Source organism: Actinoplanes cyaneus, from assembly GCF_016862095.1.
Lineage (GTDB): Bacteria > Actinomycetota > Actinomycetes > Mycobacteriales > Micromonosporaceae > Actinoplanes > Actinoplanes cyaneus.
Genome location: NZ_BOMH01000038.1, coordinates 66,654 through 90,346 on the forward strand (window position 1 = coordinate 66,654; position 23,693 = coordinate 90,346).

The 23,693-nt window shown below is 68.9% G+C and carries 22 protein-coding genes and 1 pseudogene; 12 read left to right on the forward strand and 11 right to left on the reverse strand.

All coding sequences use genetic code 11. The annotated features are described in order from the left end of the window. Nucleotides 1–30 precede the first annotated feature (30 nt). Nucleotides 31–615: a DoxX family membrane protein gene (locus tag Acy02nite_RS25440; RefSeq protein ID WP_203744795.1), complete on the forward strand. Its 585-nt coding sequence runs from the start codon at nt 31–33 to the stop codon at nt 613–615. A gap of 82 nt (nt 616–697) precedes the next feature. On the opposite strand, the gene Acy02nite_RS25445 is transcribed toward Acy02nite_RS25440, so the two are convergent. After that, nucleotides 698–1,561 carry a helix-turn-helix transcriptional regulator gene (locus Acy02nite_RS25445; RefSeq protein WP_203744797.1) on the reverse strand — a complete coding sequence of 288 codons (864 nt, stop codon included), beginning with the start codon at nt 1,559–1,561 and terminating at the stop codon, nt 698–700. Nucleotides 1,562–1,691: 130 nt separating this feature from the next. Between Acy02nite_RS25445 and Acy02nite_RS25450 the strand changes: the two genes are divergently transcribed. Beyond that, on the forward strand, nt 1,692–2,609 hold the full coding sequence (locus Acy02nite_RS25450; protein ID WP_203744798.1) for an oxidoreductase: 918 nt from the start codon (nt 1,692–1,694) through the stop codon (nt 2,607–2,609). Between the two features lie 147 nt (nt 2,610–2,756). On the opposite strand, the gene Acy02nite_RS25455 is transcribed toward Acy02nite_RS25450, so the two are convergent. Further along, a complete protein-coding gene (locus Acy02nite_RS25455) occupies nt 2,757–3,869 on the reverse strand; it encodes an aminopeptidase P family protein (RefSeq protein ID WP_203744800.1) in 1,113 nt (370 codons plus the stop codon). Continuing rightward, complete coding sequence (locus tag Acy02nite_RS25460; RefSeq protein ID WP_203744802.1) at nt 3,866–5,389, reverse strand: MFS transporter; 1,524 nt, start codon at nt 5,387–5,389, stop codon at nt 3,866–3,868. The genes Acy02nite_RS25455 and Acy02nite_RS25460 overlap by 4 nt, the downstream gene beginning before the upstream one ends. A 228-nt stretch (nt 5,390–5,617) precedes the next feature. On the opposite strand from Acy02nite_RS25460, the gene ppk2 reads away from it, so the two are divergent. Next, the gene (ppk2, locus tag Acy02nite_RS25465; protein ID WP_203744804.1) at nt 5,618–6,466 is read left to right on the forward strand and encodes a polyphosphate kinase 2; all 849 of its coding nucleotides are present in this window, start codon (nt 5,618–5,620) and stop codon (nt 6,464–6,466) included. A 66-nt stretch (nt 6,467–6,532) separates the two neighbouring features. On the opposite strand, the gene Acy02nite_RS25470 is transcribed toward ppk2, so the two are convergent. Further along, complete coding sequence (locus Acy02nite_RS25470) at nt 6,533–7,060, reverse strand: hypothetical protein (protein ID WP_203744806.1); 528 nt, start codon at nt 7,058–7,060, stop codon at nt 6,533–6,535. Nucleotides 7,061–7,163: 103 nt separating this feature from the next. On the opposite strand from Acy02nite_RS25470, the pseudogene Acy02nite_RS47780 reads away from it, so the two are divergent. Next, nucleotides 7,164–7,247, forward strand: a pseudogene (locus tag Acy02nite_RS47780) (IS5/IS1182 family transposase); the annotation flags it as partial. Nucleotides 7,248–7,253: 6 nt separating this feature from the next. Here the strand turns inward: Acy02nite_RS47780 and Acy02nite_RS25475 are convergent. Then, a complete protein-coding gene (locus Acy02nite_RS25475; protein ID WP_203744808.1) occupies nt 7,254–8,246 on the reverse strand; it encodes a hypothetical protein in 993 nt (330 codons plus the stop codon). A 163-nt stretch (nt 8,247–8,409) separates the two neighbouring features. Between Acy02nite_RS25475 and Acy02nite_RS25480 the strand changes: the two genes are divergently transcribed. The 6 genes from Acy02nite_RS25480 to Acy02nite_RS25505 all read left to right on the forward strand — a co-directional run bounded on the left by Acy02nite_RS25480 (nt 8,410) and on the right by Acy02nite_RS25505 (nt 13,829). Next, nucleotides 8,410–9,633 (forward strand): threonine/serine exporter family protein, encoded by a 1,224-nt coding sequence (locus Acy02nite_RS25480; protein ID WP_203744810.1) that lies wholly within the window; start codon nt 8,410–8,412, stop codon nt 9,631–9,633. Nucleotides 9,634–9,669: 36 nt separating this feature from the next. Beyond that, the gene (locus Acy02nite_RS25485) at nt 9,670–10,164 is read left to right on the forward strand and encodes a DUF2231 domain-containing protein (protein WP_203744813.1); all 495 of its coding nucleotides are present in this window, start codon (nt 9,670–9,672) and stop codon (nt 10,162–10,164) included. Continuing rightward, entirely contained in the window at nt 10,161–11,600 is a 1,440-nt protein-coding gene (gadC, locus tag Acy02nite_RS25490) for a glutamate/gamma-aminobutyrate antiporter GadC (RefSeq protein ID WP_203744815.1), read from the forward strand. The genes Acy02nite_RS25485 and gadC overlap by 4 nt, the downstream gene beginning before the upstream one ends. Continuing rightward, nucleotides 11,597–12,001 carry a hypothetical protein gene (locus Acy02nite_RS25495; RefSeq protein WP_203744817.1) on the forward strand — a complete coding sequence of 135 codons (405 nt, stop codon included), beginning with the start codon at nt 11,597–11,599 and terminating at the stop codon, nt 11,999–12,001. Before gadC ends, Acy02nite_RS25495 begins: the two co-directional genes overlap by 4 nt. A gap of 1 nt (nt 12,002) precedes the next feature. Beyond that, nucleotides 12,003–13,340, forward strand: a complete 1,338-nt coding sequence (locus tag Acy02nite_RS25500; RefSeq protein WP_203744818.1) for a dipeptidase — start codon at nt 12,003–12,005, stop codon at nt 13,338–13,340. Nucleotides 13,341–13,529: 189 nt separating this feature from the next. Beyond that, nucleotides 13,530–13,829, forward strand: a complete 300-nt coding sequence (locus Acy02nite_RS25505; RefSeq protein ID WP_203744820.1) for a hypothetical protein — start codon at nt 13,530–13,532, stop codon at nt 13,827–13,829. Between the two features lie 45 nt (nt 13,830–13,874). Here Acy02nite_RS25505 and Acy02nite_RS25510 read toward each other — a convergent pair whose 3' ends face one another. Both Acy02nite_RS25510 and Acy02nite_RS25515 read right to left on the reverse strand, forming a co-directional pair. Then, a complete protein-coding gene (locus Acy02nite_RS25510; RefSeq protein WP_203744822.1) occupies nt 13,875–14,714 on the reverse strand; it encodes an SDR family oxidoreductase in 840 nt (279 codons plus the stop codon). Between the two features lie 34 nt (nt 14,715–14,748). Further along, a complete protein-coding gene (locus tag Acy02nite_RS25515) occupies nt 14,749–15,636 on the reverse strand; it encodes a helix-turn-helix transcriptional regulator (protein WP_203744824.1) in 888 nt (295 codons plus the stop codon). Nucleotides 15,637–15,771: 135 nt separating this feature from the next. Between Acy02nite_RS25515 and Acy02nite_RS25520 the strand changes: the two genes are divergently transcribed. After that, nucleotides 15,772–16,839 carry an IS630 family transposase gene (locus tag Acy02nite_RS25520; protein WP_203744826.1) on the forward strand — a complete coding sequence of 356 codons (1,068 nt, stop codon included), beginning with the start codon at nt 15,772–15,774 and terminating at the stop codon, nt 16,837–16,839. 674 nt (nt 16,840–17,513) lie between these two features. Here the strand turns inward: Acy02nite_RS25520 and Acy02nite_RS25525 are convergent. From Acy02nite_RS25525 to Acy02nite_RS25535, 3 genes are all read right to left on the reverse strand, one after another. Next, nucleotides 17,514–18,398: a tetratricopeptide repeat protein gene (locus tag Acy02nite_RS25525; RefSeq protein ID WP_203744828.1), complete on the reverse strand. Its 885-nt coding sequence runs from the start codon at nt 18,396–18,398 to the stop codon at nt 17,514–17,516. Nucleotides 18,399–18,841: 443 nt separating this feature from the next. After that, on the reverse strand, nt 18,842–19,450 hold the full coding sequence (locus tag Acy02nite_RS25530) for a HEAT repeat domain-containing protein (RefSeq protein ID WP_203744830.1): 609 nt from the start codon (nt 19,448–19,450) through the stop codon (nt 18,842–18,844). Between the two features lie 650 nt (nt 19,451–20,100). Then, nucleotides 20,101–20,421: a hypothetical protein gene (locus Acy02nite_RS25535; protein WP_203744832.1), complete on the reverse strand. Its 321-nt coding sequence runs from the start codon at nt 20,419–20,421 to the stop codon at nt 20,101–20,103. A 103-nt stretch (nt 20,422–20,524) separates the two neighbouring features. On the opposite strand from Acy02nite_RS25535, the gene Acy02nite_RS25540 reads away from it, so the two are divergent. Beyond that, nucleotides 20,525–21,721 (forward strand): IS630 family transposase, encoded by a 1,197-nt coding sequence (locus Acy02nite_RS25540; RefSeq protein WP_203744834.1) that lies wholly within the window; start codon nt 20,525–20,527, stop codon nt 21,719–21,721. Nucleotides 21,722–21,848: 127 nt separating this feature from the next. Here Acy02nite_RS25540 and Acy02nite_RS25545 read toward each other — a convergent pair whose 3' ends face one another. After that, a complete protein-coding gene (locus Acy02nite_RS25545) occupies nt 21,849–23,120 on the reverse strand; it encodes a hypothetical protein (RefSeq protein ID WP_203744836.1) in 1,272 nt (423 codons plus the stop codon). Between the last annotated feature and the right edge of the window lie 573 nt (nt 23,121–23,693).

A 23,693-nucleotide genomic window follows, 5' to 3' on the forward strand; every position in this document is an offset into this window, starting at 1 on the left:
GTCAAGGCAGAGACAGATTGAGGAGGAACGATGACCACCATCGGCCGGAGCCACGCGGCGCACCTCGAGCACGTCGAGGCGCCCGGCTCCGTACTCACCACGACCGCCGCCCGTGCCCTCGCCGTGCTGCGGATCTCCACCGGGTTCGTCTTCCTGTGGGCGTTCCTGGACAAGACCTTCGGATTCGGCTACGCGACCCCGTCGGCCCGGGCCTGGGTCAACGGCGGATCACCCACGAAGGGTTTCCTGTCCGCCGTCGAGGTCGGCCCGTTCCAGGACTTCTTCCACAGCATCGCCGGCGACCCGTGGGCCGACTGGGCGTTCATGCTCGGCCTGCTCGGCATCGGTGTGGCCCTGATCCTCGGCATCGGCATGCGCGTCGCCGCCGCGGCCACCACCGTCATGATGGCCATGATGTGGGCCGCCGAATGGCCGCTCGCCCAGCACACCAGCACCGGCGAGCCCAGCGGCTCCACCAACCCGATCACCGACTACCACGTCATCTACGCCATCGGCGCCATCGTGCTCGCCGCCACCCACGCGGGTCACACCTGGGGCCTCGGCCGGGCCTGGGGCAGGCTGCCCTTCGTCCAGAAGCACCCCTGGCTCAGCTGACCCGCTTGCAGCCACGAAAGCCCGGCCGGATCATCGGCCGGGCTTTTCTGGCTGCCCGGGGCGACCGGGGTGCCGGCCCCGCTCAGCCGGTGACCCGCGTCGCGTGCAGGGACGCCAGGAGCCGCAACCGGTCCGCGTCGGCGCTGCCGGGTTCGGCGGTGAAGACCAGCATAACCGGGCCGGGATTGCCGGGCAGCGGGTAGGTGTCCCAGTCCAGGACGATGGTGCCCACCTCGGGCGCCCGGAAGGTCTTGGAGCCACTGACCGATTCGCGTACGTCGTGCCGGGCCCACAGCCGCCGGAACTCGGCGCTGCGGATGCTCAGCTCGCCGATGATCGCGGTGGCGCGCGGGTGGACGGGGTCGGTGGCCACGGCGGCGCGCATCATGCCGATGTAGTCCAGGGCCTGCCGCTCCCAGTCCGGGCAGCCGCGGTCGCCGGTCAGCGTGTCGTCGAAGATCAGCAGGAGCATGTTGAGCCGGTCGGGCGGGTAGCCGCCCGGGTCGCCGAGCAGCGCCTCGGCCATCGGGTTCCAGTCGAGAAGATCGAGATGCCGGCCCAGTACGACCGCCGGCGTGTCCATCACCCGCAGCAGCCGCCGCGTGCCGTCCGGGACCCGTTCCGGCTCACGGTCCACCCGGGCGGGCGCCGGCCGGCGCGCGGCGTGGGCCAGGGTGACCAGGTGACGGTGTTCCTCGTCGTCGAGGCCGAGCGCGGCGGCGACCGCGTCCAGGACGGCGTCGGACGGTCGGACGTCCCGGCCCTGTTCCATCCGCTGGTAGTAGTCGGTGCTCAACCCGGCCAGCAGGGCCAGCTCCTCGCGCCGCAGCCCGGTGACCTTGCGCCGGCCGCCCGGTTCCAGGCCGACGTCGTGGGGGCGCAGCTGACCGCGCCGGGCGCGCAGGAAGTCGCCGAGCTCACGCGCGTACGGATTGGGGCTGTTCATGCCGCAAGTGTGCCGCGGCCCGCGGCGGCGAAGGTAGGTCTCGCGGACCTAGGCAGCCGGGAACGAGGGAGCCGGCCCGGATTGCTCCTAGCGTCGACGGCCTACCGCACCGACCGCGAGGAGCAAGCAGATGACAGCGTGGACCGCCGACCGCATCCCCGACCAGCACGGCCGGGTCGCCGTGGTGACGGGCGCGAACTCAGGCCTGGGTCTGGTCACCGCCACCGAGCTGGCCCGCCACGGCGCCCGCGTCGTACTGGCCGTCCGTGACACCGGCGCGGGCCGGGAGGCCGCCCGCCGGATCGGCGGTGACGTCGAGGTGCGGGAGCTGGACCTGGCCCGCCTGGCGTCCGTGCGGGCCTTCGCGGCGAAGCTGGCCGCCGATCATCCGGTGATCGACCTGCTGGTCAACAACGCCGGCGTGGTGCTGCTGGGCCCGCGCCGCACCTCCGCCGACGGCTTCGAGCTGCAACTGGCCACCAACCTGCTGGGCCATTTCGCGCTGACCGGTCTGCTGCTCGGCAACCTGGCCGCGGCCCGGAACGCCCGGGTGGTCAACCTCAGCTCGATCACCCACAAGACCGCGCGTCTGGACTTCGGCGACCTGATGTTCGAGCGTGACTACCGGGCCGCTGCCGCGTACGGCCGGTCCAAGCTCGCCACCACGATCTTCGGCGTCGAACTGGACCGCCGGCTGCGAGCCGCCGGGTCGCCGGTCGTCAGCGCCCTGGCCCATCCGGGCCTGACCCGCACCAACCTCACTCCCCGCGCCTGGGAGCATCGTGGCCGGGCCGGCCGGCTGATCGCGCGGCTCGGCCTGGTGGCCACCCAGCCGGTGGAGCAGGGCGCGCTGCCACAGTTGCGCGCCGCGACCGACCCCGGGGTGCGGGGCGGCCAGTTCTTCGGCCCGGCCGGGTTGTGGGAGACGCGGGGCCGGGTCACCGAGGCCCGGCTCAGCCGGGAGGCCGCCGACCCGGCCGCCGGCAAGCGGCTCTGGGCGGCGGCCGAGGAGTTGACCGGCGTCACCTACCTGGAAGCCCGCCCCTGACCGGGCATCCGTTCCGGCCGGTTCGGCAGGAGCGCACGAGAACGTTCGGGGGGCGCCGGCCGGGGTGACGAACGCAACCGGCCGGCGCCCGCACGCCCCGGGCGACCCCCATCGGCCGTGGCGCGTCTTGCGGGAAAAGGCGGTGGGTCAGGCGACGATCTGCAGGTCGTGGCTGGTGTTGTTGAGGCGCCGGCCGCCGTCGTCGGTGACCGTGACGATGTCCTCGATGCGCACCCCGAACCGGCCGGGCAGGTAGATGCCGGGTTCGATGGAGAAGCACATGCCGGGCATCAGGGTCTGCTTCTCGCCCTCCACGATGTAGGGCGGCTCGTGCGTGGTCAGCCCGATCCCGTGCCCGGTGCGGTGGATGAAGCGTTCCGCGTACCCGGCCTCGTCGATCACCCGCCGCGCGGCCCGGTCGATCTCCTGGCAGGGTACGCCCGGGCGGACCGCTTCGAAGGCGGCCTGCTGCGCCTGGCGGACCACCTCGAAGACCTCCTTCTCGACCGGAGTCGGCGGCCCGACGTGCACGGTGCGGGTGGTGTCCGAGCCGTAGCCGTCCTTGAGCCCGCCGAAGTCCAGGACCACCATGTCGCCGTCCCGGATCACTCGGTCACCCATCTCGTGGTGCGGATTCGCCCCGTTCGGCCCGGAGCCGACGACGGTGAAGTCGACCTGTGAGTGCCCGTGCTCCTGCAGCAGATGCGCCAGCTCGGCACCGACCGCCCGTTCGGTGCGACCCGCGAACCGGATCCCGATGATTTCCCGGTACGCCGCGTCGGCGGCCGCCGCGGCGGCGGCCAGCCGGTCCACCTCGTCGGCGTCCTTGACCGCGCGCAGCATCGGCATCGTCTCGGTCATCGAGGCGTACGACGCGCCGGGCAGCACCTGTTGCAGCCCGAGCAGGTGCATCGCCCACGCCGAGTCGGAGATCGCGTAGCGGCCGGTCGGATCGAGCAGCCGGGCCGCCGCCGGGTACGGGTCGGTGCCGTCCGCCCAGGCGCTGATGGTGACCGCTGCCGCGCCGGCCGACTCGGCGGCGTCCGGGCGTTCCAGCAGCGGGACGATCAGCCGTGGGTCGTGGTCGGCGTCTAGCACCAGCATGGTGAGGCGTTCGGTGATCGCGGTCGGGCGGTAGCCGGTGAAGTAGGTCAGATCGGGCCCGGGGGTGACGAGCAGTCCGCGCAGGCCCGCCTCGGCCGCCTGTGCGACCGCGCGCTCCATCCGCTGGGCGAAGTCCTTGCTGGTGAACGAAATCATCGGGGTCCTCCGGAGGTGGCCGGCAGCGGCCGGGTCGGAATGGTGTGGCTGGTGGCCGCGGCCGCCGCGGCCAGGTGCACGGCGGTGGCCGGCTCGGTCCGCTGGTGTCGCAGCAGCAGCGCCAGCGCGACACCGCCGGCCGACATCAGCGCCAGCAGGACCGCGGCGCCGGCCAGTCCGGCGGCGAGCGCGTCGGCGGCCGGCGCTCCGGTGTCGGCCCGTCCGCCGCTGATCGCGGTGGAGACGGTCCCGGCGGCGGCAACCGCCAGGGAGCCGCCCACGTACCGCGCCATGTTCGAGATGCCGGACGCCTGGCCGGTCTGTTCCGGGTCGACGGCCGAGGTGGACGCCGACGAGGCGGGACCGTTGGCCAGGCCGAGGCCGACCGAGAGCACGATCAGCGGCAGCACGAACGCGGTGTACTCCCAGGACGGTTCGACGAACGCCAGCGTGGCACAGCCGGCCGCGGCCAGCCCGAATCCGATGGCGACGGCGTACCGGGGACCGATCCGGACGGCCAGGGGCGTGATCACCGGGGTGATGGCGATCATCGCGGCGGCGGCGGGCAGCGTGGCCAGGCCGGCCTGCAGCGCGGTCATCCCGAACCCGGCCGGGTCCTGGAAGTAGAGGCTGAGCAGGTACATCAGCGCGTTGATCACGCCGGCCACGAGCAGGATCGCGGTGGCCGACCCGACGAGCACCCGGTTGCGCAGCAGCTGCAAGTCGACCAGCGGCGCGGTGGCGTGCCGCTCGGCGAGGACGAATCCGATACCGCCGAACACCGACAGGCCCAGGCAGATGATGGTCGGCGCGGACAGCCAGCCCCAGCCCCCGCCTTCGCTGAGCGCGAGGACCAGCGGCACCAGCGCGACAGCGACCAGCACCGAGCCGAGCACGTCGATCTCCCGGGGCCGGTCCGGGTCCCGGGACTCCCGCACTGTCGACCAGGTCAGCGGCACGCACAGCGCCGCGATCGCCGCGTCGATCCAGAACAGTCCCTGCCAGCCGGTGGAGCCGGCCAGGATCCCGCCGATCAGGGGGCCGGCGGCGGCGCCGACCGCCGAGGCCGCACCCCACAGGGTGATCGCGCGCAGCTGGCCGGTTCCGGCCGAGGCGACCGAGAGGAGGCTCATCCCGCACGCCAGGATGGTCGAGCCTGCCGCGCCCTGGATCATCCGGCCGGCGATCACCCCGGCGGCCCCCGACGACAGCGCGATCAGCGCGCAGGAGAGCACGAACAGCACCAGTCCGGACAGGAAGATCCGGCGCCGGCCGAAGACGTCGCCGAGCGCGCCCGAGGTGACGATCACCGCCGCGCCGACCAGCATGTAACCGGTCACCGCCCACTGCAGGGTGTCGACCGACGCGCCGACATCCTGGCTGATGGCCGGGAGCAGGATGGTCACCGCCGAGGTGTTGGCGTTCACCACCAGCGCGGACACGCACGCCGCCAGCAGCACCCCCGTGCCGGCCGGGCGGTTTACGCCGCTTGCTCGCATCGGTGAGTCCGTCGCTGCCATCCGCCGCTCCCCCGGGCCGAGAGGTTCTCGATGGGGTCAGCTTCGCCGCGGCGGGCGGGACCGGCATCGCTCGCACCGGATGAATCGCTCGGCTCCGCCCGTCCCGTCCCGTACGGCCGCTGGGCTCTTCATCACCGCTGGAGGATGCGCAGGCAGACCCCGGTCCGCCACCGTCCTTGCGGAGACCCGTACTCGGCGAATCAGGCCCCTACGAGAGCGAGAAGCACCATGACCAAGCGCAGGAACGACCGGAAGGTCCGCCAGGACGGGCAGCTGCTGGTGGCGGAGAAGGACGTGGACGGGGCCCGGCTCACGGAGAAGAAGTACCAGCGGGAGTTGCGCCGCCTGCACGGCGAGCTCGTCGCCATGCAGGAGTGGGTCAAGTCGACCGGCGCCAAGGTCTGCATCCTGTTCGAGGGCCGGGACACCGCGGGCAAGGGCGGCACGATCAAGGCGATCACGGAACGCGTCAGCCCCCGCGTATTCCGCGTCGTCGCGCTGCCGGCCCCCACCGATCGCGAACGCTCCCAGATGTACATCCAGCGATACCTGCCGCACCTGCCGGCCGCCGGCGAGGTCGTCGTCTTCGACCGCAGCTGGTACAACCGGGCCGGCGTCGAACGCGTGATGGGTTACTGCACCGACGAGCAGGCCGACCAGTTCTTGCGGGCCACTCCGGAGGTCGAGCGCGCCATCGTCGACTCCGGCGTGATCCTGCTCAAGTACTGGCTGGAGGTCAGCCCCGACGAGCAGACCCGCCGCCTGCAGAACCGGATCGACGATCCGCGGAAGGTCTGGAAACTCTCCGGCCTGGACCTCAAGTCCTACAGCCGCTGGTACGACTACTCCCGCGCCCGCGACGAGATGTTCCACGCCACGGACACCTCCTGGGCGCCCTGGTACACCGCGAACACCGACGACAAGAAGCGCGGCCGCCTCAACATCATCTCCCACCTGCTCGCCAGCGTGCCCTACCAGCCGCTGCCGCACCAGGACGTGACCCTGCCCAAGCGCCAGAAGCCGGACGGCTACACCCAGCCCGACCTCCCGGTCCGACACGTCCCGACCCCCTTCTGACCCCTCTTCCCGAGGGCGCGGATCATGCCACGGGCGACGCGTTGCCGAGGCGGGATCACCAGTTCTTCAGGCCGGCCCACGTAACGGGTTGAGGGCAACGACTCGCTCGAACTGCAGTACCGGGTCAGCCAGGAAGAATGCCGCGGCGAAAGCGTGAGTGGGTTCGGCACACGAGATCACCGACCCGAGACCTTCTACCTCGAGCAACCTGCCGACCGCCGGACCGCCATTCACCACAATCGGGACAACCACTCCGCCGGACGACGCCGAGCCGATAAGCCGCTCAGCGGACTGCCGCACCGAAATGCTGTGACCTTCCGCGTATTTGCGCGCGAATGCCAGAACAGCCTGGTGAGCTGGTCCCGAATAGTCTTCCGACACGGAGTCCGGCGCGAAAGACCAGACGGTGACCCCTTGCCGGGAGCCATCCGGCCCTTCCTTGTCCGGAGCGCCACCGCGCACCCGAGCCACGGCGAAGATCGCACCATCCGCCTCTACCCACCCGCCCCAGCCAGGCGCCCCGAACCTCGCAGAAACAACATCGAAAACGGGGAATGCTAGATCGCGGCTCGGCACGGACACCGATTCACCCATCCCCCGAGTCTATAAACGAAGACGGCTCGGACATAACACGCATTCCCGTCAGCGTCGGTGACGAACCGACTGCGTGCCGCAGACCGACCGCGGGTCGCAGTTTCGCAGCCGCCCGCGCCGAGCGACCGCAATCGTGCAGGCAATCCTCGTCCTGCACGACGTCGAAGCGAATCGCTACGCAGGGTGAAAAGGCTCAGTAATCGTCCGGCTCGCCGTACTCGTTGACGCGCGGCCCGCCCGCGGGAGGCGGCCCGTCCGTGCCGGCGGGCGGAGGCGGGCCTTCCGTGCCGGCGGGCGGCGGGCTGTCCATGCCGGCGGGCGGCGGCGGCGGGCCGGCCGGGACGGCGGTGGTGGCCGGTTCCAGGGCCGCGGTGAGGGCCGCGATGATCGCGTCGAGCCGGGGGCGCAGCAGCCGCCATTCGCGGCCGGCGGCGAGCGCGTCGTTCTCCGCGTCGACGGCGTCGACCAGGTCGCGCAGGATCGTGGCGGGCTGGCTAGCGTAGTTCTGCCGTTCGCCGTCCGGCGCCGTCTCCAGCAGGGCTGCCCAGCGGGTCTCCAGGGAGGTCAGGTCGTCGCGGACCGGCGGCCAGGCCAGGGCGCGCTGCCCGGCGTCGAGCGTGGTCAGGATCGCGGGGAGCCGGGTGCCGAGGACGGTACGGGTCTCCCCCGCCAGGCCGCGCGCCTCGCTGTCCCACGCGCCGGTCTTACGGTTGCGGTTCGTCAGCAGCAGCGCCACCAGGGCGGTGAGCAGGCCGATCAGGAGCAGCCATCCCCAGACCCCGAGGACGCTGTCGTCCTGCTCCGCGACCGGCACCGCCACCGGCGTCGACGTCGCCGCATTGACAGGCTCCTTCGTCGGTTCCTTCGTAGGCTCCTTGGTGGGCTCCTTCGTAGGTTCCCTGGTCGGCTCCTTCGTAGGCTCCTTGGTCGGTTCCTTCGTCGGCTCCTTGGTCTTGGTCGGATCGGTGGTCCGGGTCGTCCGGGTGTTCGTCGGCTCCGGCCGCGACGTGGTCTCGTCGCCGTCGGCATCGGGCGGGGTGGTCCGGTCCACGGTGCGCTCGGCGGACGGCCGGTCGGACGGCAGCGCCTTGGGCGTCCCCTCCCCGCTGCAGGCAACCGGGGCGGTCATCAGCACGGCCGCGACCAGGAGCATCGCCGCCGGGCGCCGCCGGTGCAAGATTCTCATCGATACCCCACTCCTGAGGCGACCGGGGGTGCCGGGCGAATCGCCGGCGCACGGGCGCGCTCCTCGGTTGTCGCTGCGGCAAGCCTCTCGGTGCCCGGGCCGATGGAGCATCGCTCGCGCCGGATGAATCGCCGGGCCACCGGGTCCGCCTACCTTCCTCGGCATGGACGAGCGAGAGCTGCGACAGTTCCTGCTCTACCTGGGCAGCGCGCTGACCGCCGCCGGGGAGGCGGTCAACCGGATCGAGGAGCGCCTGCTGAAGGTCGCGGCCGCCTACGGCGCGCCGCACACCCGGGTCAGCGTCCTGCCGACGTACCTGGTGGTCTCCCTGGAACCGGGGCAGCCGGCCACGCTGGAGCCGACCCGCCAGCTCCGCGGCGGGTTGCGGCTGGATCAGACCGCTCTGGTGTACGACGTCCTGCGCGACGCCGAGCGGGCGGCGCTCACTCCGGCCGCCGGCATCGAGCAGGTTCTTGCCGCGGTCGGCATGCCACCGCGGTTCGGCGCGGCGACCCGCACCCTGGGCCACGCCATCATGATCGGCGGCCTGTGCCTGATCCTGGCCCCGACCTGGGCCGACGTTCTGCTCGCCGTGCTCTTCGGGGTCGTGGTGGGGCTGATGCGCCTGGCCGGCGCACGATGGGCCAGCGCGCAGATGATCATGCCGGTGATCGCCGCGTTCACGGTCTCCGGGATCACGTTTCTCCTGGCCGGTGGCGGCTGGGCCGACGCCGACCTGCGGGCGATGGTGGCGCCGCTGGTGACGTTCCTGCCGGGGGCGATGCTGACGATGGGCGTCGTCGAGCTCTCCGCGTACGAGATGATCACCGGCTCGAGCCGGCTGGTCGCCGGCGCGCTGCAGTTGCTGCTGCTGGCGTTCGGCATCATCGGTGCCGCCCACCTCGTGGGCGTGCCGACGCCGGCGGCGGACGACCTTGCCCCGAACACGGTCGGCTGGTGGGCACCCTGGCTGGGCCCGCTCGTCGTCGTCAGCGGCACCTATCTGCTGTTCGCCGCTCCGCGACGCTCGCTGGGCTGGCTGCTGCTGGTGCTCTACTCCGGATGGATCAGCCAGTACCTGGGCAACCTGGTGCTCGGCGGCTATCTGAGCGGCTTCGTCGGCGCGCTGGTGCTGACCGTCGTGGCCTGCCTGGTGGAGCGGCTGCCGTCCGGGCCACCGGCGCTGGTCTCCTTCCTGCCCGGGTTCTGGCTGCTGGTGCCGGGCGCGCTGACCCTGATCGGGATGACCGAGTATCTGGGTCAGGACACCGTGCGCGGCGTCGAGGACCTGATCGGCGCGACCGCCTCGATGGTGTCGATCGCACTCGGGGTGCTGTGCGGGCACCCGATCTACCGGGCGCTGGGGCGGTTCATCCGTACGGGATGACGTCCTTGATCGTGGTGAAAAGCACTCTGGGTAACCATGCAGAACCGGCTCAGTATCGGCGGCAACGCGGTTCAGCCGTTGCTGTTGATGTTCCCGCTCGGACTCTTCGCGGTGGCGATCATCCTCGATCTGGCGACGCTGCTCGGGGCGCCCGCGATCATCGGCACCCTGGCGTACTGGAACCTGATCGCCGGCCTTGCCGGAGGTGTGCTGGCCGCGGTCGCCGGCGCCCTGGACGCCGGAGCGACCGGGCAACCGGCCGCCGCGAAGGGCCGCTTCCTCATCCTGTTGCTGGACATGGGCGTGCTGATCTTCTTCGCGGTGCTGGTCCTGATCCGGGTCCGTGGGGCGGCTCGCGTCGCGGACCCGGGCCTGCTGCTGCTGGAGCTGCTCGGCCTGACGATGGCTGCCGCCGGCTCCTGGTTCGGCGGCCGGTTGGACCCGAACCATTCTCCCGGGATGAGACGACCGGAATCCACGTCTGCCGATGATTCCGCCGAGTTCTCGACTACCCGAAGGGAGGCGACGTGAGCGCAGAGGCGGAAGACCAGGCGACCTCACCGCCGAAACCCGTGCCAGTGGTGAAGTACCTCTCGTGGGTGGCTCTGGCGCTGATGACCACCAGCTCGGTGGCCAGTCTGCGCCCGTCGCCCACCATGGCGGTCTACGGCTTGGCCAGCATCTTCCTCTACCTCGTGCCGGCCATCGTGTTCCTGCTGCCGACCGCGCTGGTCTCGGCGGAGCTGGCGTCCGGCTGGAACGGCGGCGTCTACAACTGGGTCAGCCAGGGACTGTCGAAGCCGATGGGGTTCCTCGCGGTGTGGTGCCAGTTCGCCATGACCATCTTCTACTACCCCAGCCTGCTGGGCTTCGTGGCGAGCACCCTCGCCTACGTGATCAACCCGGACCTCGCCTCCAGCGGCCTCTGGACCGCCATCGTGATCATGGTCTGTTACTGGGCCGGTGTCTGGGTCTCCTCGCGCGGCACCAGCGGCGTCGCCGGCCTGGCCAGTGGCGGCCTGATCATCGGCACCCTGGTCCCCGGCGCGCTGCTGGTGATCCTGGGCATCGCGTTCCTGGGACAGGGCAACGAGTCCGCCGCGCCGATGACCGCGAGCAACCTGCTGCCGGCCTGGGCCGGGCTGTCCAGCCTGGTGCTGATCGTCAACAACTTCCTGTCGTACTCCGGCATGGAGATGAACGCCGTGCACGTCTCCTCACTGCGCAAGCCCGGCCGGGAGTTCCCGCGGGCGATGTTCCTGTCCATGGGCCTGGTGCTGCTCATCTTCATCCTGCCGGCGCTGGCCATCAGCTGGATCGTGCCGGCCGAGGAGCTGTCCCTGACCGCCGGCGTGATGCAGGCCTTCGACGCGGTGTTCGCCGCGTTCGACTCCCAGTGGCTCACCCCGATCCTCGGCGTCATGCTGGTCGCCGCGTCGCTGGGCGGCATGCTCACCTGGCTCGCCGGGCCGTCGCGCGGGCTGCTGCTGATCTCGCGGACCGAGGGTTACCTGCCGCCGTTCCTGCAGCGGCTCAACAAGCACGGCGTCCAGCAGAACATCCTGGTCGTCCAGGGTCTGGTCACCACCGTGATCGCGCTGGCATACGCCTTCATCCCGGACGTGTCCAGCGTGTACTGGATCTTCTCGGTGATCACCACGCAGGTCTACCTCATCATGTACCTGCTGATGTTCGTGGCCGCCGTGCGACTGCGCCGCAACCAGCCTGACCACCCGCGCGGTTACAAGGCCCCGATGCTGACCGCCCTGTGCGGTGTCGGTTTCGCCGCCTCGCTCGCCGCGCTGCTGATCGGTTTCGTCCCGTCGTCGCAGTTCGGCGGCGGCAACGTCGGCGTCTACCTGGCGATCGTCGCCGGTGGCGCGCTCGGGCTGGGGCTGCTCGTCCCGTACCTCTTCTACCGGCTGCGCAAACCCTCGTGGAAGACCGAGACGGAGGTGACGGCATGAAAAGCGACCGGATCGTCTACGGGGTCGTCGCCTTCGTGCTCCTGCTGCTCGCCGGCGTCGCCCTGTTCTCCTACCACGGCAAGAAGGAGACCGAGCAGGCGAACGTCAAGGCCCAGCAGCTGCAGACCGCGTTGTCGAGCGCCGGCCTGCGGGTGCCCTACAAGGACTCCATCGTCCGGGTGCTCGGTGACGACGGCGGCGCGATCTGCGCCGACCCGGACGACGCGCTCCGGCGCGGCACGCTCTACGGGATGATCACGAACGGCGCGGCCGGCCCCGGACAGCGGCCGGTGCTCGTCGACAACAAGATCCTGCAGGGCCAGCTCATCATCATGAAGGTCTACTGCCCGCAGTACGCGGACGCCTTCCAGGACCTGATCGACGACCTGAAGGACGCCTGACATGGACCTGCGTGCCCACATCGACGAGTTGATGCCCCGCGCCCGCGCCGACCTGGCCGACCTGGTCGCGATCCGCTCGGTCGCCGACCCGCGGCAGTTCCCGCCGGCCGAGTGTGACCGGGCGGCGAACTGGATCGTGGACAACTTCGCCCAGGCCGGCTTCACCGACCTGGGCCTGCACCCCACGGCCGACGGCAGCAAGGCGGTCTTCGGCGTACGCCGTGGAGCCGACCCGTCCGCACCGACGGTGCTCCTCTACGCGCACTACGACGTGCAGCCGCCGCTCGACGAGAAGGCCTGGCGGACGCCGCCGTTCCAGCTCACCCCGGTCGACGGACGCTGGTACGGGCGTGGCGCGGCGGACTGCAAAGGCAACATCGTCATGCACCTGACCGCTCTGCGGGCGCTGGGTGACGACGTACCGGTCAATCTGAAGTTGATCGTGGAGGGTTCCGAGGAGCAGGGCACGGGCGGCCTCGAGGACTTCGTGACCCGCAACCCGGAACTCCTGCGGGCGGACGCGATCCTGGTCTGCGACACCGGGAACGCGGCGGTCGGGGCGCCGGCCGCCACGGTGTCGCTGCGCGGCCTGGTCAACGTGGTGGTCGAGGTGTCGGCGCTCGGCGGCGAGTTGCACTCCGGGATGTTCGGCGGGGCCGCACCGGACGCGCTCGCGGCGCTCATCCAGATGCTGTCGTCGCTGCGGGACCGGGCCGGGAACACCACGATCACCGGGCTGGACAACGACCAGACGTGGCTCGGCGAGCCGTATCCGGCGGCGCAGTTCCACTCCGATGCCGGGCTCGTCGGCGGGGCCCGGACGATCGGCGGCGGATCGGTGTCCGACATGCTCTGGGCCCGGCCCGCGGTGACCGTCCTCGGCATCGACTGCCCGCCTGTGGTCGGCTCGGCCGCGGCCATCCAGCCGCACGCCCGGGCACGGCTGAACCTGCGGGTGCCACCCGGAACGGACGCGGTCAAGGCCCAGGACGCGCTGATCGCCCACCTGCACGCGGCCGCGCCGTGGGGAGTCCGGGTCTCGGCGGTCACGGAAGCGCTCGGGCAGCCGTTCGAGGCGCACACCGGTGGGCCCGCCTACCGGGCGCTCGCCTCCGCGATGCACGAGGCGTACGGCCGGGAGATGACGACGCTGGGCCAGGGCGGCTCGATCCCGCTGTGCAACGTGTTCGCGCAGACCTACCCGTCGGCGGAGATCATCCTGATGGGGGTGGAGGAACCGCTCGCCCTGATCCACGCGCCGAACGAGAGCGTGGACCCGTCCGAGATCGCGAACCTCGCCCACGCCGAGGCCCTGTTCCTCCAGCGCTACCGCGGATAGCGGCCCCGCGGCAACGGGCCCGGCGCCTCCACCGAGGCGCCGGGCCCGTCCACGTCCGATCATGTCGCGCCGAGCATTCGGCACCTCGCGGACTTATGCCAACGCGGCCCCGGCCGGGCGGGGGTGATGCGAGAGCCGCGTACAGCGTTATCGCCCCGCAGCACATCCGTCACGGCGCACAGTGAATCCATGCCCGAAGACTTCCAGCGCACCAGTGAAATGGCGGCCTCGCTGCAGAGGCTGCGCAAGCTCAGTGACGAACGCCAGGCCGACCTGCGGCAGCAGCAACAGCAGCACACCGACGAGTCCGACGACGCGCAGCGCCGCGTTGAGGACCTGAACTCGCGTGACGACGCACTGGACCGGCGCGCCGAGACCGCCGACCGCCGTGACGAGGAGCAGGGGAAGCGGGAGGCGATGCTCGACGACCGGCAGACGGCGCTCGACCAGCGAGAACAGCTCCTCGGCACCACAGAACGCGACCATTGACGTACGCGGCCTGGCTGAGAACCGCGTCGCGTGACGCCGCGGCGGTCAGCCCCCGACCCGGACCTGGAAGCGCCCGGCGGCGATGGAGGCGATGACACCGCCGTCGATGAGCAGGTCGGAGCCGGTGATGAAGGAGCCGTCGCGGCCCATCAGGAACGCGGCGACGGTCCCGATCTCGTCCGGGGTGCCGACCCGCCCGGACGCCGACGCTTTGATCATCTCCTGGTAAAGGGCGCCCGCCGGGGAGTTCAGCTCGTCGAGCGCGAGCGGGGTCATGATGATGCCGGGGCTCAGCGAGTTGACCCGGGCGCCACGATCGCCCCAGGTCACGGCCGCCGCTTGGGTCCGCAGCGTGTTGGCGCGCTTGGCCACGGCGTACGCGATCCCGGAGTTGACGATGGTGTCCGGCTGCAGGAACGGCAGCGCGGCGAGCTCACCGGCAGGCGTACGGGCCAAGGCCTCGTTCTGCTCGTGCGGCAACGGCGGGATCATGTAACCGGCCTGGCTGGAGATGACGATGCCGGACCCGCCGGGCGCGATGACCCGGGCGAACTCGTCCAGGACGTGCGCGGTGCCGACCAGGTCGACGGCGATGATCGCTTCCGGGGACGCCTGCCCCGGGGAGAGCCCGGCGGTGTGCACGACGTGCGTGACGGCGCCGAGCCGGGCGGCGGCGTCGGCCAGCTCGCGGACGGAAACCTGCGAGGAGACGTCGACCTTGGCGGTGCTGGTCCGGTAGCCGGCGCCGGTCAGGGCGGTGGCGGTGGCCTTGGCGTTGTCCTCGTTGATGTCGGCGAGCAGGATCGTCTGGCCGACGCCGATGCGGCGGGCGATGGCCTGGCCCATGGAGCCGGCGCCGATGACGACAGTGACTTCGGTGGTCATGATGCTTCCTTCTCAGAAGTAGGTGGGTTCGGGCTCACCAACCTGGTTCCGGCTGTTCCGCACGGGGACGGGCGGCCCAGCTGGCCAGGATCTGCAGCGAGGCGTGCGACGGTGAGCCGGGCTCGGCGCTGTACACGACCAGGTTCTGACCGGGGTCGGACGGCAGCGGCATCGACTCGAACGGCAGCTCGAGGTCGCCGACCTCCGGGTGATGGATGCGCTTGGCGCCGGTCAGGTGCGCGCGCACGTCATGCGAGGCCCAGCGGACCCGGAAGTCATCACTGCGCGTCGACAACTGCCCGATCAAATTCGACAGACGCTCGTCGTACGGGTCCCGGCCCGCCGAACCGCGCAGCAGCGCGACCGCGTCGTCGGCGGCCTGGTTCCAGTCCCGCCAGAAGTCCCCGGCATGACGGTCGAGGAACAGGAACCGGGCGTGGTTCGACGGCTGCACCGGGTCGGCCAGGATCGGCGCGTACAGGGCCCGCCCGAGCTCGTTGGCGGCCAGGATGTCCAGCCGCGAGTCGACGACGAACGCCGGGGTCAGCACCAGCGCGTCCATGATCCGCTGCACGGCCGGGCGGACCCGCACCTGCGTCGGCCGGCGCCGGGCCGCGGGCCGGCTGCTGCCGGCGACCTGCACGAGGTCGTACAGATGGGTCCGCTCGTCCTCGGACAACTGCAACGCCTGGGCAATGCCGTCGAGGACACTCTCGGACGCACCGGCGACGTTACCGCGTTCCAGGCGGGTGTAGTACTCGGCGCTGATCCCGGCCAGCGTGGCGACTTCCTCACGGCGCAGACCGGCGACGCGGCGGCTGCCGCCGTACACCCGCAGCCCGGCCCGCTCAGGCGTGATGCGCGCCCGCCGCGTGGTCAGGAATTCCCGGATATCGGCCCGGATCTGCTGTTTGTCGGCCATGCATCCGACCGTACGCGCCCGTTTTGCCCGTCTAACAGACCCTGTCAGGACCCCCCTCGCAGTACCTCTCCGCCAGCAGGGACTCCCTCACGCAAGCGGCGAAGCCGTCAACCGTAAAGGGCCGCGCGCGCGTCGTTGCCGCCTTTCCAGCTCCCAACGCAGGTACTTGCCGTAGGGGCGAAGCGGACTGCGAAGAACCCGGTCAAGCTACGCCGCTCGATCGTGGTGCTGATGTCCGGCCAGGGCCAGCCGGTGCCCGACATCGCGTACCTGCTCAAGGCCACCGAGGACTACGTGCGTGACGTGATCCACGCGTTCAACGAGCGGGGGTTCGACGCGCTGGACCCAAAATGGAGAGAGGGCACACCGAACAAGATCAGTGAGCAGGCCCGCGACTGGATCTGCGTGATCGCCCGGTGTGACCCCCGATTCCTCGGCCAGCCGTTCTCGGGCTGGTCACTGTCCAAGCTGCGTGACTACCTGATCGCCACCGGCCAGGTCAGCACAATCAGCATCGAGACTGTCCGGCGGATCCTGCGCGAACGCGGCGTCACCTGGCAGACGTCGAAGACGTGGAAGGCCAGCAACGACCCGGACTTCACCGCCAAGATGCGAGCGATCCTCGAGCTCTACGATCGGCCGCCGGCCGGCGGGCGGGTCGTCTGCGTCGACGAGTTCGGGCCGCTGAATCTGCAGCCCCGGCCGGGCAAAGCGTGGAGACCGCGGGGCAAGCCGGTCCGGCTCCGGGCGACCTACCACCGCGAGCACGGTGTCCGGCACATGATCGCCAGCCTCGACCTGGCCACCGGCAAGATCCACTACCGGATCCGGGACCGGAAACGCTCCGGCGAGTTCCTCGACTTCCTCAAGAGCCTGCGCCGCCGCTGGCCAGGCCAGAGGCTGCATCTGATCCTGGACAACTTCTCCCCGCACAAGCATCCCACCGTCCGGGCCTGGTGCCAGGCCAACCAGGTCGAGCTGGTCTTCCTGCCGACCTACAGTTCCTGGCTGAACTGGATCGAGGCTGAGTTCGCCGCCCTGCGTTACTTCGCCCTCAACGGCACCGACCACCGCTCACATGCCGAGCAAGACAGCGCGATCGGTGACTACATCCGCTGGCACAACCAGCGCGCCCGCCCGAAAACCGGATACGCCACCAAGTCCAAGATCCGCCACCCGGATTACCCCTTCAAGGCCGCATGACGAGGCACTAGCCCCATTTATCCTCGCTTTCGCATCTCGGTTTATCGTATACCGCCGTGTACTCGGGCGCAGTCTCAGGAACGTCTGGGTATCGAATACTACCGGTAGTTTCCCACCAGCGATGCGTGAATTCGCTCGGATTTTTATATTCAAATATTGCCACGAGACCGAGAAGGGAAATTGGATTATCTGCCCAAAAATCCCAGCCATCCCGCTGAGCACAGAAGCTATCTTGCTTCCTGTTGTACCAGATGTAGAATCCTTTAGCCTCCAGGACTGCTATTGCCGTGGTGTAGACATTCATGTGTTCACTTAGCGCCGGCATCTCAACTCCCGCCTGCCTCGAACGGAGACTCGTCTCCTCAAAGTAATTCACTTCCTACGTCGCACGGGCCTCATCGCCTCAAATGGGATCGACCCTATGAAGAGAACCTCTTCAGCTCGCCTCGCATCGCGAACTGCAGTCGAGTTGCCACTTCTTTCGCAAAGCCTGATTCTCGTACGAGGTGATAGCCCGCTTCCGGTTCCGGCCGGGAGCGGGTTTCACGCCAGCACCTCACAACTGACCCTGTGCCAGCCACGGTGCCGATCCCGCAGCATCACATGAATTAATCTTAGGCTCAATAGCACCGACGTGATCGATATTAGCGGCGATCAGTCAGCCGACCATTACACTACGATCCGAGATCGTCACCACGAGACCCATTCGAAGATTGGTGCTGAATCAACAGCTCAGCATCCGATTCATGACCCGATAGTCGGCCTGCTTCCCGCAACTGCTGCGCAGTCATGGAAGAAGCGAGAGCCAGCGCTTCATGCACACCATCTCCTCGGCCATGATCAAGCATGCACAAATACCATCGAACTGCTTGTATCAAATCTACCGAGACACCTAGTCCGTCACGATATCTATCCGCCAGCACAGACATCGCCTGCACCTGCCCGCGCCTGGCGGCAAGTTCAAGCCAAACCACGGCCTTATCGTAGTGCCTCTGTGCGGTGAGCGCATCCCCGAGACGGGCGCACGCTTCTGGTACTCCACGCTCGGCCGCGACCGTCAGCCAATGCATGTACTGTTTCGCATTCCTGATGACACCAGCTCCATTGAAGAAATTCAGAGCCAGGTTGTAGGCAGCGTAACCATCCCCAGAATTCGCAGCAGACAGGTACCACTTATTCGCTTGCGCTATATCCTTCTCAACGCCCAAACCCGTCGCCAGCACATAGCCGAGCCCTCGCCGCCCTTCCGGCACTCCAGCAAGATCCGCCTGGCGGAACAAGTCAGCGATACGCCGATCACACTCATTCAGATTCAACAGCACGCCCGCAAGCGCAGCAGCAGCAGCCGCATCGCCGCCACTTACCGCGTCTTCAAGAAGTGGAATGGTCGCGCGAAGGGCGCTGCCGGCCTCAGCGGCACCCAGCCGCTCCGCATAGATGAACCAGTTCGCAGCCGCCACGACGTCTCCACCATCAAGCGCAGACCTCCCACGCATCAGAATATCTACAGCCGTGACATCGAGCGGGAAGGTGTTCCATTCAGCCGACGCATCGTTCACTAGCACTCCTCCTCACAGAACGGATCTGCGTCACACAACCGTCGGCCCACCCGGCACCACCTCCCACACAACAGCGAGAGGAACAGCCTGCCCGAAACAGCCTCAGAACCGCCGGATTACACGGCCAACGTTCAAAGACGAGGCACTAGCAACTTGTGCACTTCCGATGCCATCCGCGCACCTTACGGCATGAGGGAGCGCATCCCGTTCGAACGCCCTGTTCTGCCGCATTCCGAGCGCGGCCGTGCACTCCGGCCGAGCGCGTAGGTGGGCGCTCCCAACACGCCGAGACCGCGCGCTGCTCCGGTGCGTACCTGCGGCGCGGTGTCGGCAAGCAAACGACAGCAGGGCATCGGTTGCCATCGCCGAGCGATCGGTGCCGACAGCCAAGTTACCGATCGTCTCGCCCAGCGCTGACCGGATGCTCACGTCAGGATCCTGGATCAGCCGTGCCAGTGCTCGATGGCGGCCGCAGCAGCGAACCAGCGCAGATGCAGTACCGCAGATCGCCGGGTCGAAGCGTCCGGGTCGTGCAGGATGGACAGCACCAACTCGTAGGCGCGTCGGTCACTCTTGAGGCTCGACAGCGCGCCAAGCGCATCTTGACGGATCTTTGGGTCGGGGTCGGCCAGCGCCTGCTGCAGCAGTTCCACGTCGCCGGACTGGATGATATGGCCGAGGGCCCACAGCCCGGCACTGCGCAGGTCACGATGGCCGGTGGCAATGAACGATAGAATGGTGGGACGGCACGCCGCCGGGTCCGTCTCCATGATTGCGGCCAGCCATGCGCAGATATTGTCGAGGTCGTTACCCCGCATGGGACGGGCGAAGGCGCGCAGCAGCAGCGGGAACGCAGCAACCCCGCGAAGGCCGGCCAGGATGTAGACCATGAAATCCCGGCCGTACCAGTCCTCCTCATCGAGATACCGTTCCAGTGCGGCCTGGACGGGCGGGATCAGCGAGCGGTCTCCGCTCATGGCCAGCTGACGCACGGACGGCCACGCGTCACCGTCTAGGGTCTTGACTTGACGAAATACCTCGTCAAGCGTCATTTGGACCCCCCTCCCGAATGCTCTGACAAGGGATCGTCGCTACAGGTGAGCGTTCACGGCGATCATGCCATCCGCGCGATCGCACGCCGACCCGACGGCAGCGTTCGGAGTTACCAGCAAGACCCGTGCGCGCACATCGGCAGATTCGGATTCTGGCGGGATGCTGTTGCCGCGGACCGTTCGGTCGACGTGCTCACTGGCGGTAGGGCCTAAAAATCCACGCATTGCGCGACTCGCACCATAGGGCCTAACGGCGTTATCGGTAAAGCCATTGGTCCGGGCTTCCGGCACCCTAGAGGGAGGCGAGCTATGCGTGGGTGACGAAGTGCCTCTCGCCGTAGACGGGGTAGACATCACGACTGCAGTAGTTCGCCGCGTCGAGACCTACAGTCCGCCGCCCATTACCACGATTGCGGTTGACGCGGCCGCTGCCGAACGCCTGCGTTAGGCAACGTCGCCGTACGGACGACGTCTTGCGCGCGCGGTAGCCGCGTTTCGACTGAACGTCACAACGCCTCGTAGGAGTATCGCAGCTGTTGCAGGCCCGAGTGAGCCGCTGGCTATTTGCGGTTCACTCTCATGCCGCGATCCGAGCGCACTTAGTGGTCCAAGCCGTAAATCCGTCGGGGGTTGACGGGTGACGGGTGGGTTTACGGTTCGGGCGTAATCGTGCCGATGTGGATGTCGCAGACGAGGTCGAAGGCTTCTTCGGTGGTGCCGCTGAACCAGACCTGGCTTTCGTAGCTGTTCGTGCTGCCGACATAGATCGCGGTGCCCCAGCGGTGCGCGGATCCGCTGTAGCGCAGTCGCATCAGTGGGATCTGCTCGCCGCTGGTCAGCTCGCCAGTGACGTAGGCGAACTGGCCGTGGTAGCGCACGTGGACCGTGGCCAGCTGCGGCCAGCACTGTTTGGCGTGATCACACAGCCGCTGCACCAGCGAGATCTTGGTGGACGCGGGAATCACAGGCATGGGTCACATCCTGCCGTCCGGCGTGTCGGTACCCGGTAGCGGCACCAGTACCCGGCAGTCTCGGCGGACCCCGAACATGATCGATGTCTGTCGAGGCTCCCGGTTGCCCGTCCTGTCTGCCCGCCCCATCATTCTGACCACCGCCGAGCAGCGACGGCTCGACGTTCTGGCGCACTCCCATACCGCCGGCTACCAGCAGGTCATCCGTGCCCGGATCGTCTGCGATGCCGCCCGTGGGGATTCCAACAATGTGATTGCCGGCCGGCACCGGGTGAGCGTCGACACCGTGCGCCGCTGGCGTGGTCGGTTCGCCGATCAGGGTCTGCCCGGCCTGGCCGACCGGCGCCGGCCGGGAAGGCCGCCCCGATTCACGCCGGTGCAGGTCGCCGAGGTCAAAGCCCTGGCCTGTCAGCTACCGGCCGAGACCGAGGTCCCCCTCGCGAAATGGAGCGCTCCGGAGCTGGCCGCCACCGCCGTCGGCCGTGGGATCGCCACCTCGATCTCGGCGTCCACGATCCGCCGGATCCTGGCCGACGACACGATCAAGCCCTGGCAGCACCAGTCCTGGATCTTCATCCGCGACCCGCAGTTCGCCGTCAAAGCCGCCCGCGTACTCGGCCTCTACGCTCGCACGTTCGACGGCGTCCCACTCGGACCGGACGAGTACGTGATCTCCAGCGACGAGAAGACCAGCATCCAGGCCCGCTGCCGCTGCCACCCGACCCTCGCGCCCGGTGTCGCCCGGATGATGCGGGTCAACCACGAATACCAGCGCAAAGGCGCCCTGACCTATCTGGCTGCCTACGACGTCCACCAGGCCCGGGTCTTCTCTCACCGCAACGCGAAGACCGGCATCGCTCCGTTCATGACCTTGGTCGAGCAGGTCATGACTCAAGAACCGTATGCCTGCGCAAAGCGGGTGTTCTGGGTGGTCGACAACGGCTCCTCACACCGTGGTCAGGCCGCGGCCGACCGGCTCACGGCGCGGTTCCCGAACGCGGTCATGATCCACACGCCGGTCCACGCCTCGTGGACGAACCAGATCGAGATCTACTTCTCGATCGTGCAGCGCAAGGTCCTGACGCCCAACGACTTCACCAGCCTTGACCAGGTCGAAGACCGAATCACCGCCTTCGAGCAGCGCTACAACGCGACCGCCCGGCCCTTCAGATGGAAGTTCACCCCGGCCGACCTCGAGGACCTGATGGCCCGGATCGAGCGACACGAACAGAAAGAGCAGAACCTCCAGCAACCCGCCAGCTGCGATCACCAGCCTGCCGCACTGGCCCTGGCCGCATAACCCCAGAAGGATTTACGACTTGGACCACTTAGTGTGACGCTGGCAAGGACATCAGCCGTTAGCCGCCCAGGCTCGTCGGTGCGCGGTTGACGGGCCCGGCCCCCTTCCCACCCATCACTACCAAGCGTTATGAAACGCGGCCTAGATCGACTTCCAGGGCGCCCGCCCACAAGGCCTCGGCCTCACCGAGAAAGTTGTCGAACGCCCAGCCGTCGTCGCGAGTGAGCACAAACTTCGGCTCGCCCGGCGCCTGATAGGTAAAGTACTCGACGAAGAGCAACTCAGTGCCGGTCACGTCAGGCTGGCTCCCGGTGGCGATAAGGCCGGCCGCGAGGGGATAGGCCGTGAGGCGTACCCGTAACCGCCCACCGGCGGCTCGGCTCAACTCCGCCAGCAATCGCAGCGAATGCTCAATCCGCATACGGAGCGCGTCAGGCGCCCGATGCACGTAGTACCGCTCAGCCGCCACCGCCACCGCGGCCGACGCTGGATCCAGCAGGAGAAACCGTAGCTCGGCTCCCTCCGAGAGCCTTCGCTCGAACAGACCGTACTGGCTCGTCAGCAGCGTGTTGCGGGCAGCACCGGTGATCAACGTGTGGCGGGACCGCGCCATGGCCTCGGTCACCGGCTCTCCGAAGGACTGCGCGAACACCGGCCGGGGCGAACGCCCGGCGCGCTCGTCCACCGGCAGGGGCCAAGGCACGCCGTCGGCCCACATCCGCTCCGCCTCGTCGAGGAAGTGCCGGTACCAATAGCCGTCCGTAGCAGCGAGCTGGAAGATGGGTGCCGGCTCCCCCTGGGCGCGGTACTCGTACAGCTGCGCCACCACGAGGCCGTCCTTCGCACCAGTGTCGGTGGCGCTGATCCCCACAGCTGGGACGTACCGGGACACGCGCACCTCGATCGATCCGGCCGCGCCGACATCCAGTTCGGCCAGAGAGGTCAGCGAGGCCAGCACCGTTGATCGCAGCCGCTCGGGGTCCGCGGGGCGGCGACGGCGGCGGAACGCCTCGGCCACCACGGCGTCGTCGGTCGGGTCGATCAGTAGGACACGTATCCGTCCTCCGCGAGTCAGGATGTGGTGGAACGCCTCCGCCGAGGTCTGCGTTGTGCGACCCATCGCGATCCCCACGTACAGCAGATCGGAGGCCGCCTCACGGCGCCGCGTGAGATCGTCGGGGAAGTCGGTACGCAACAGCGCGGAAGGGTTGGCGCGAGGGCTTGCCGCCACCTGGGCGACGTAGCGGCGAGTCTTGATCTGTGAAACGGCCAAGCCGGTGAGGACCGCCAGGGTCATAGAGATCAGCGTGGTGGTACTGGTGAGACCCGTCGCGCCGAGGATCGTGAATACGAGAGCGGCCACCGCCATGACGTAGAGATCGATGTTCTCGTTGAACACGGCACCTCTCAGCCGGCGCCCAGCATCACGAAGCATGGATCCCATTAGATGTGCACCCCCGGAGCGAAGCAATGGGGCCGCTTCCCGACCTGGTGGTCACCGCCTAGGAGCGACCGGCCGCCGTTCGGCAGGGGCGGCTCAGTTGCGGGATCCGGCGCCGCAGTCGGGCATAGAGCCGGGAGATCGGCCGCGCCAGCAGACCGGCTTCGGCGATCCGTCCATCCCCACGGTGAAGTCGAAGGGCCCTGCACCCCATCGCCGTCCACCTTCTCGACGCTGACCACCGAGGCGTTCAGGCGGACCTTCGCGCCGACCCGGACCTGGCTCGAGTCGGCAGTGACTGAGCGCAACTCATGTGGGAACGGTGCCGCATGATCCGCGCCGTCGCACTAAATCTGCTGCCGAGCTCGCGGCGCACTGACGAAGGGCCCTCACGCAGGGTCACGCCGACCAAAGTTGGCTGGCGCACGCTCGCGCCGAGTTGAGTGTGTCCGGCGGAATTTCGTTATGGTTGCGCCGGCCGGGCGCTCGGCTCGACCGCGGTGGCTGATCAGGATCGATTCCGGGTGACTC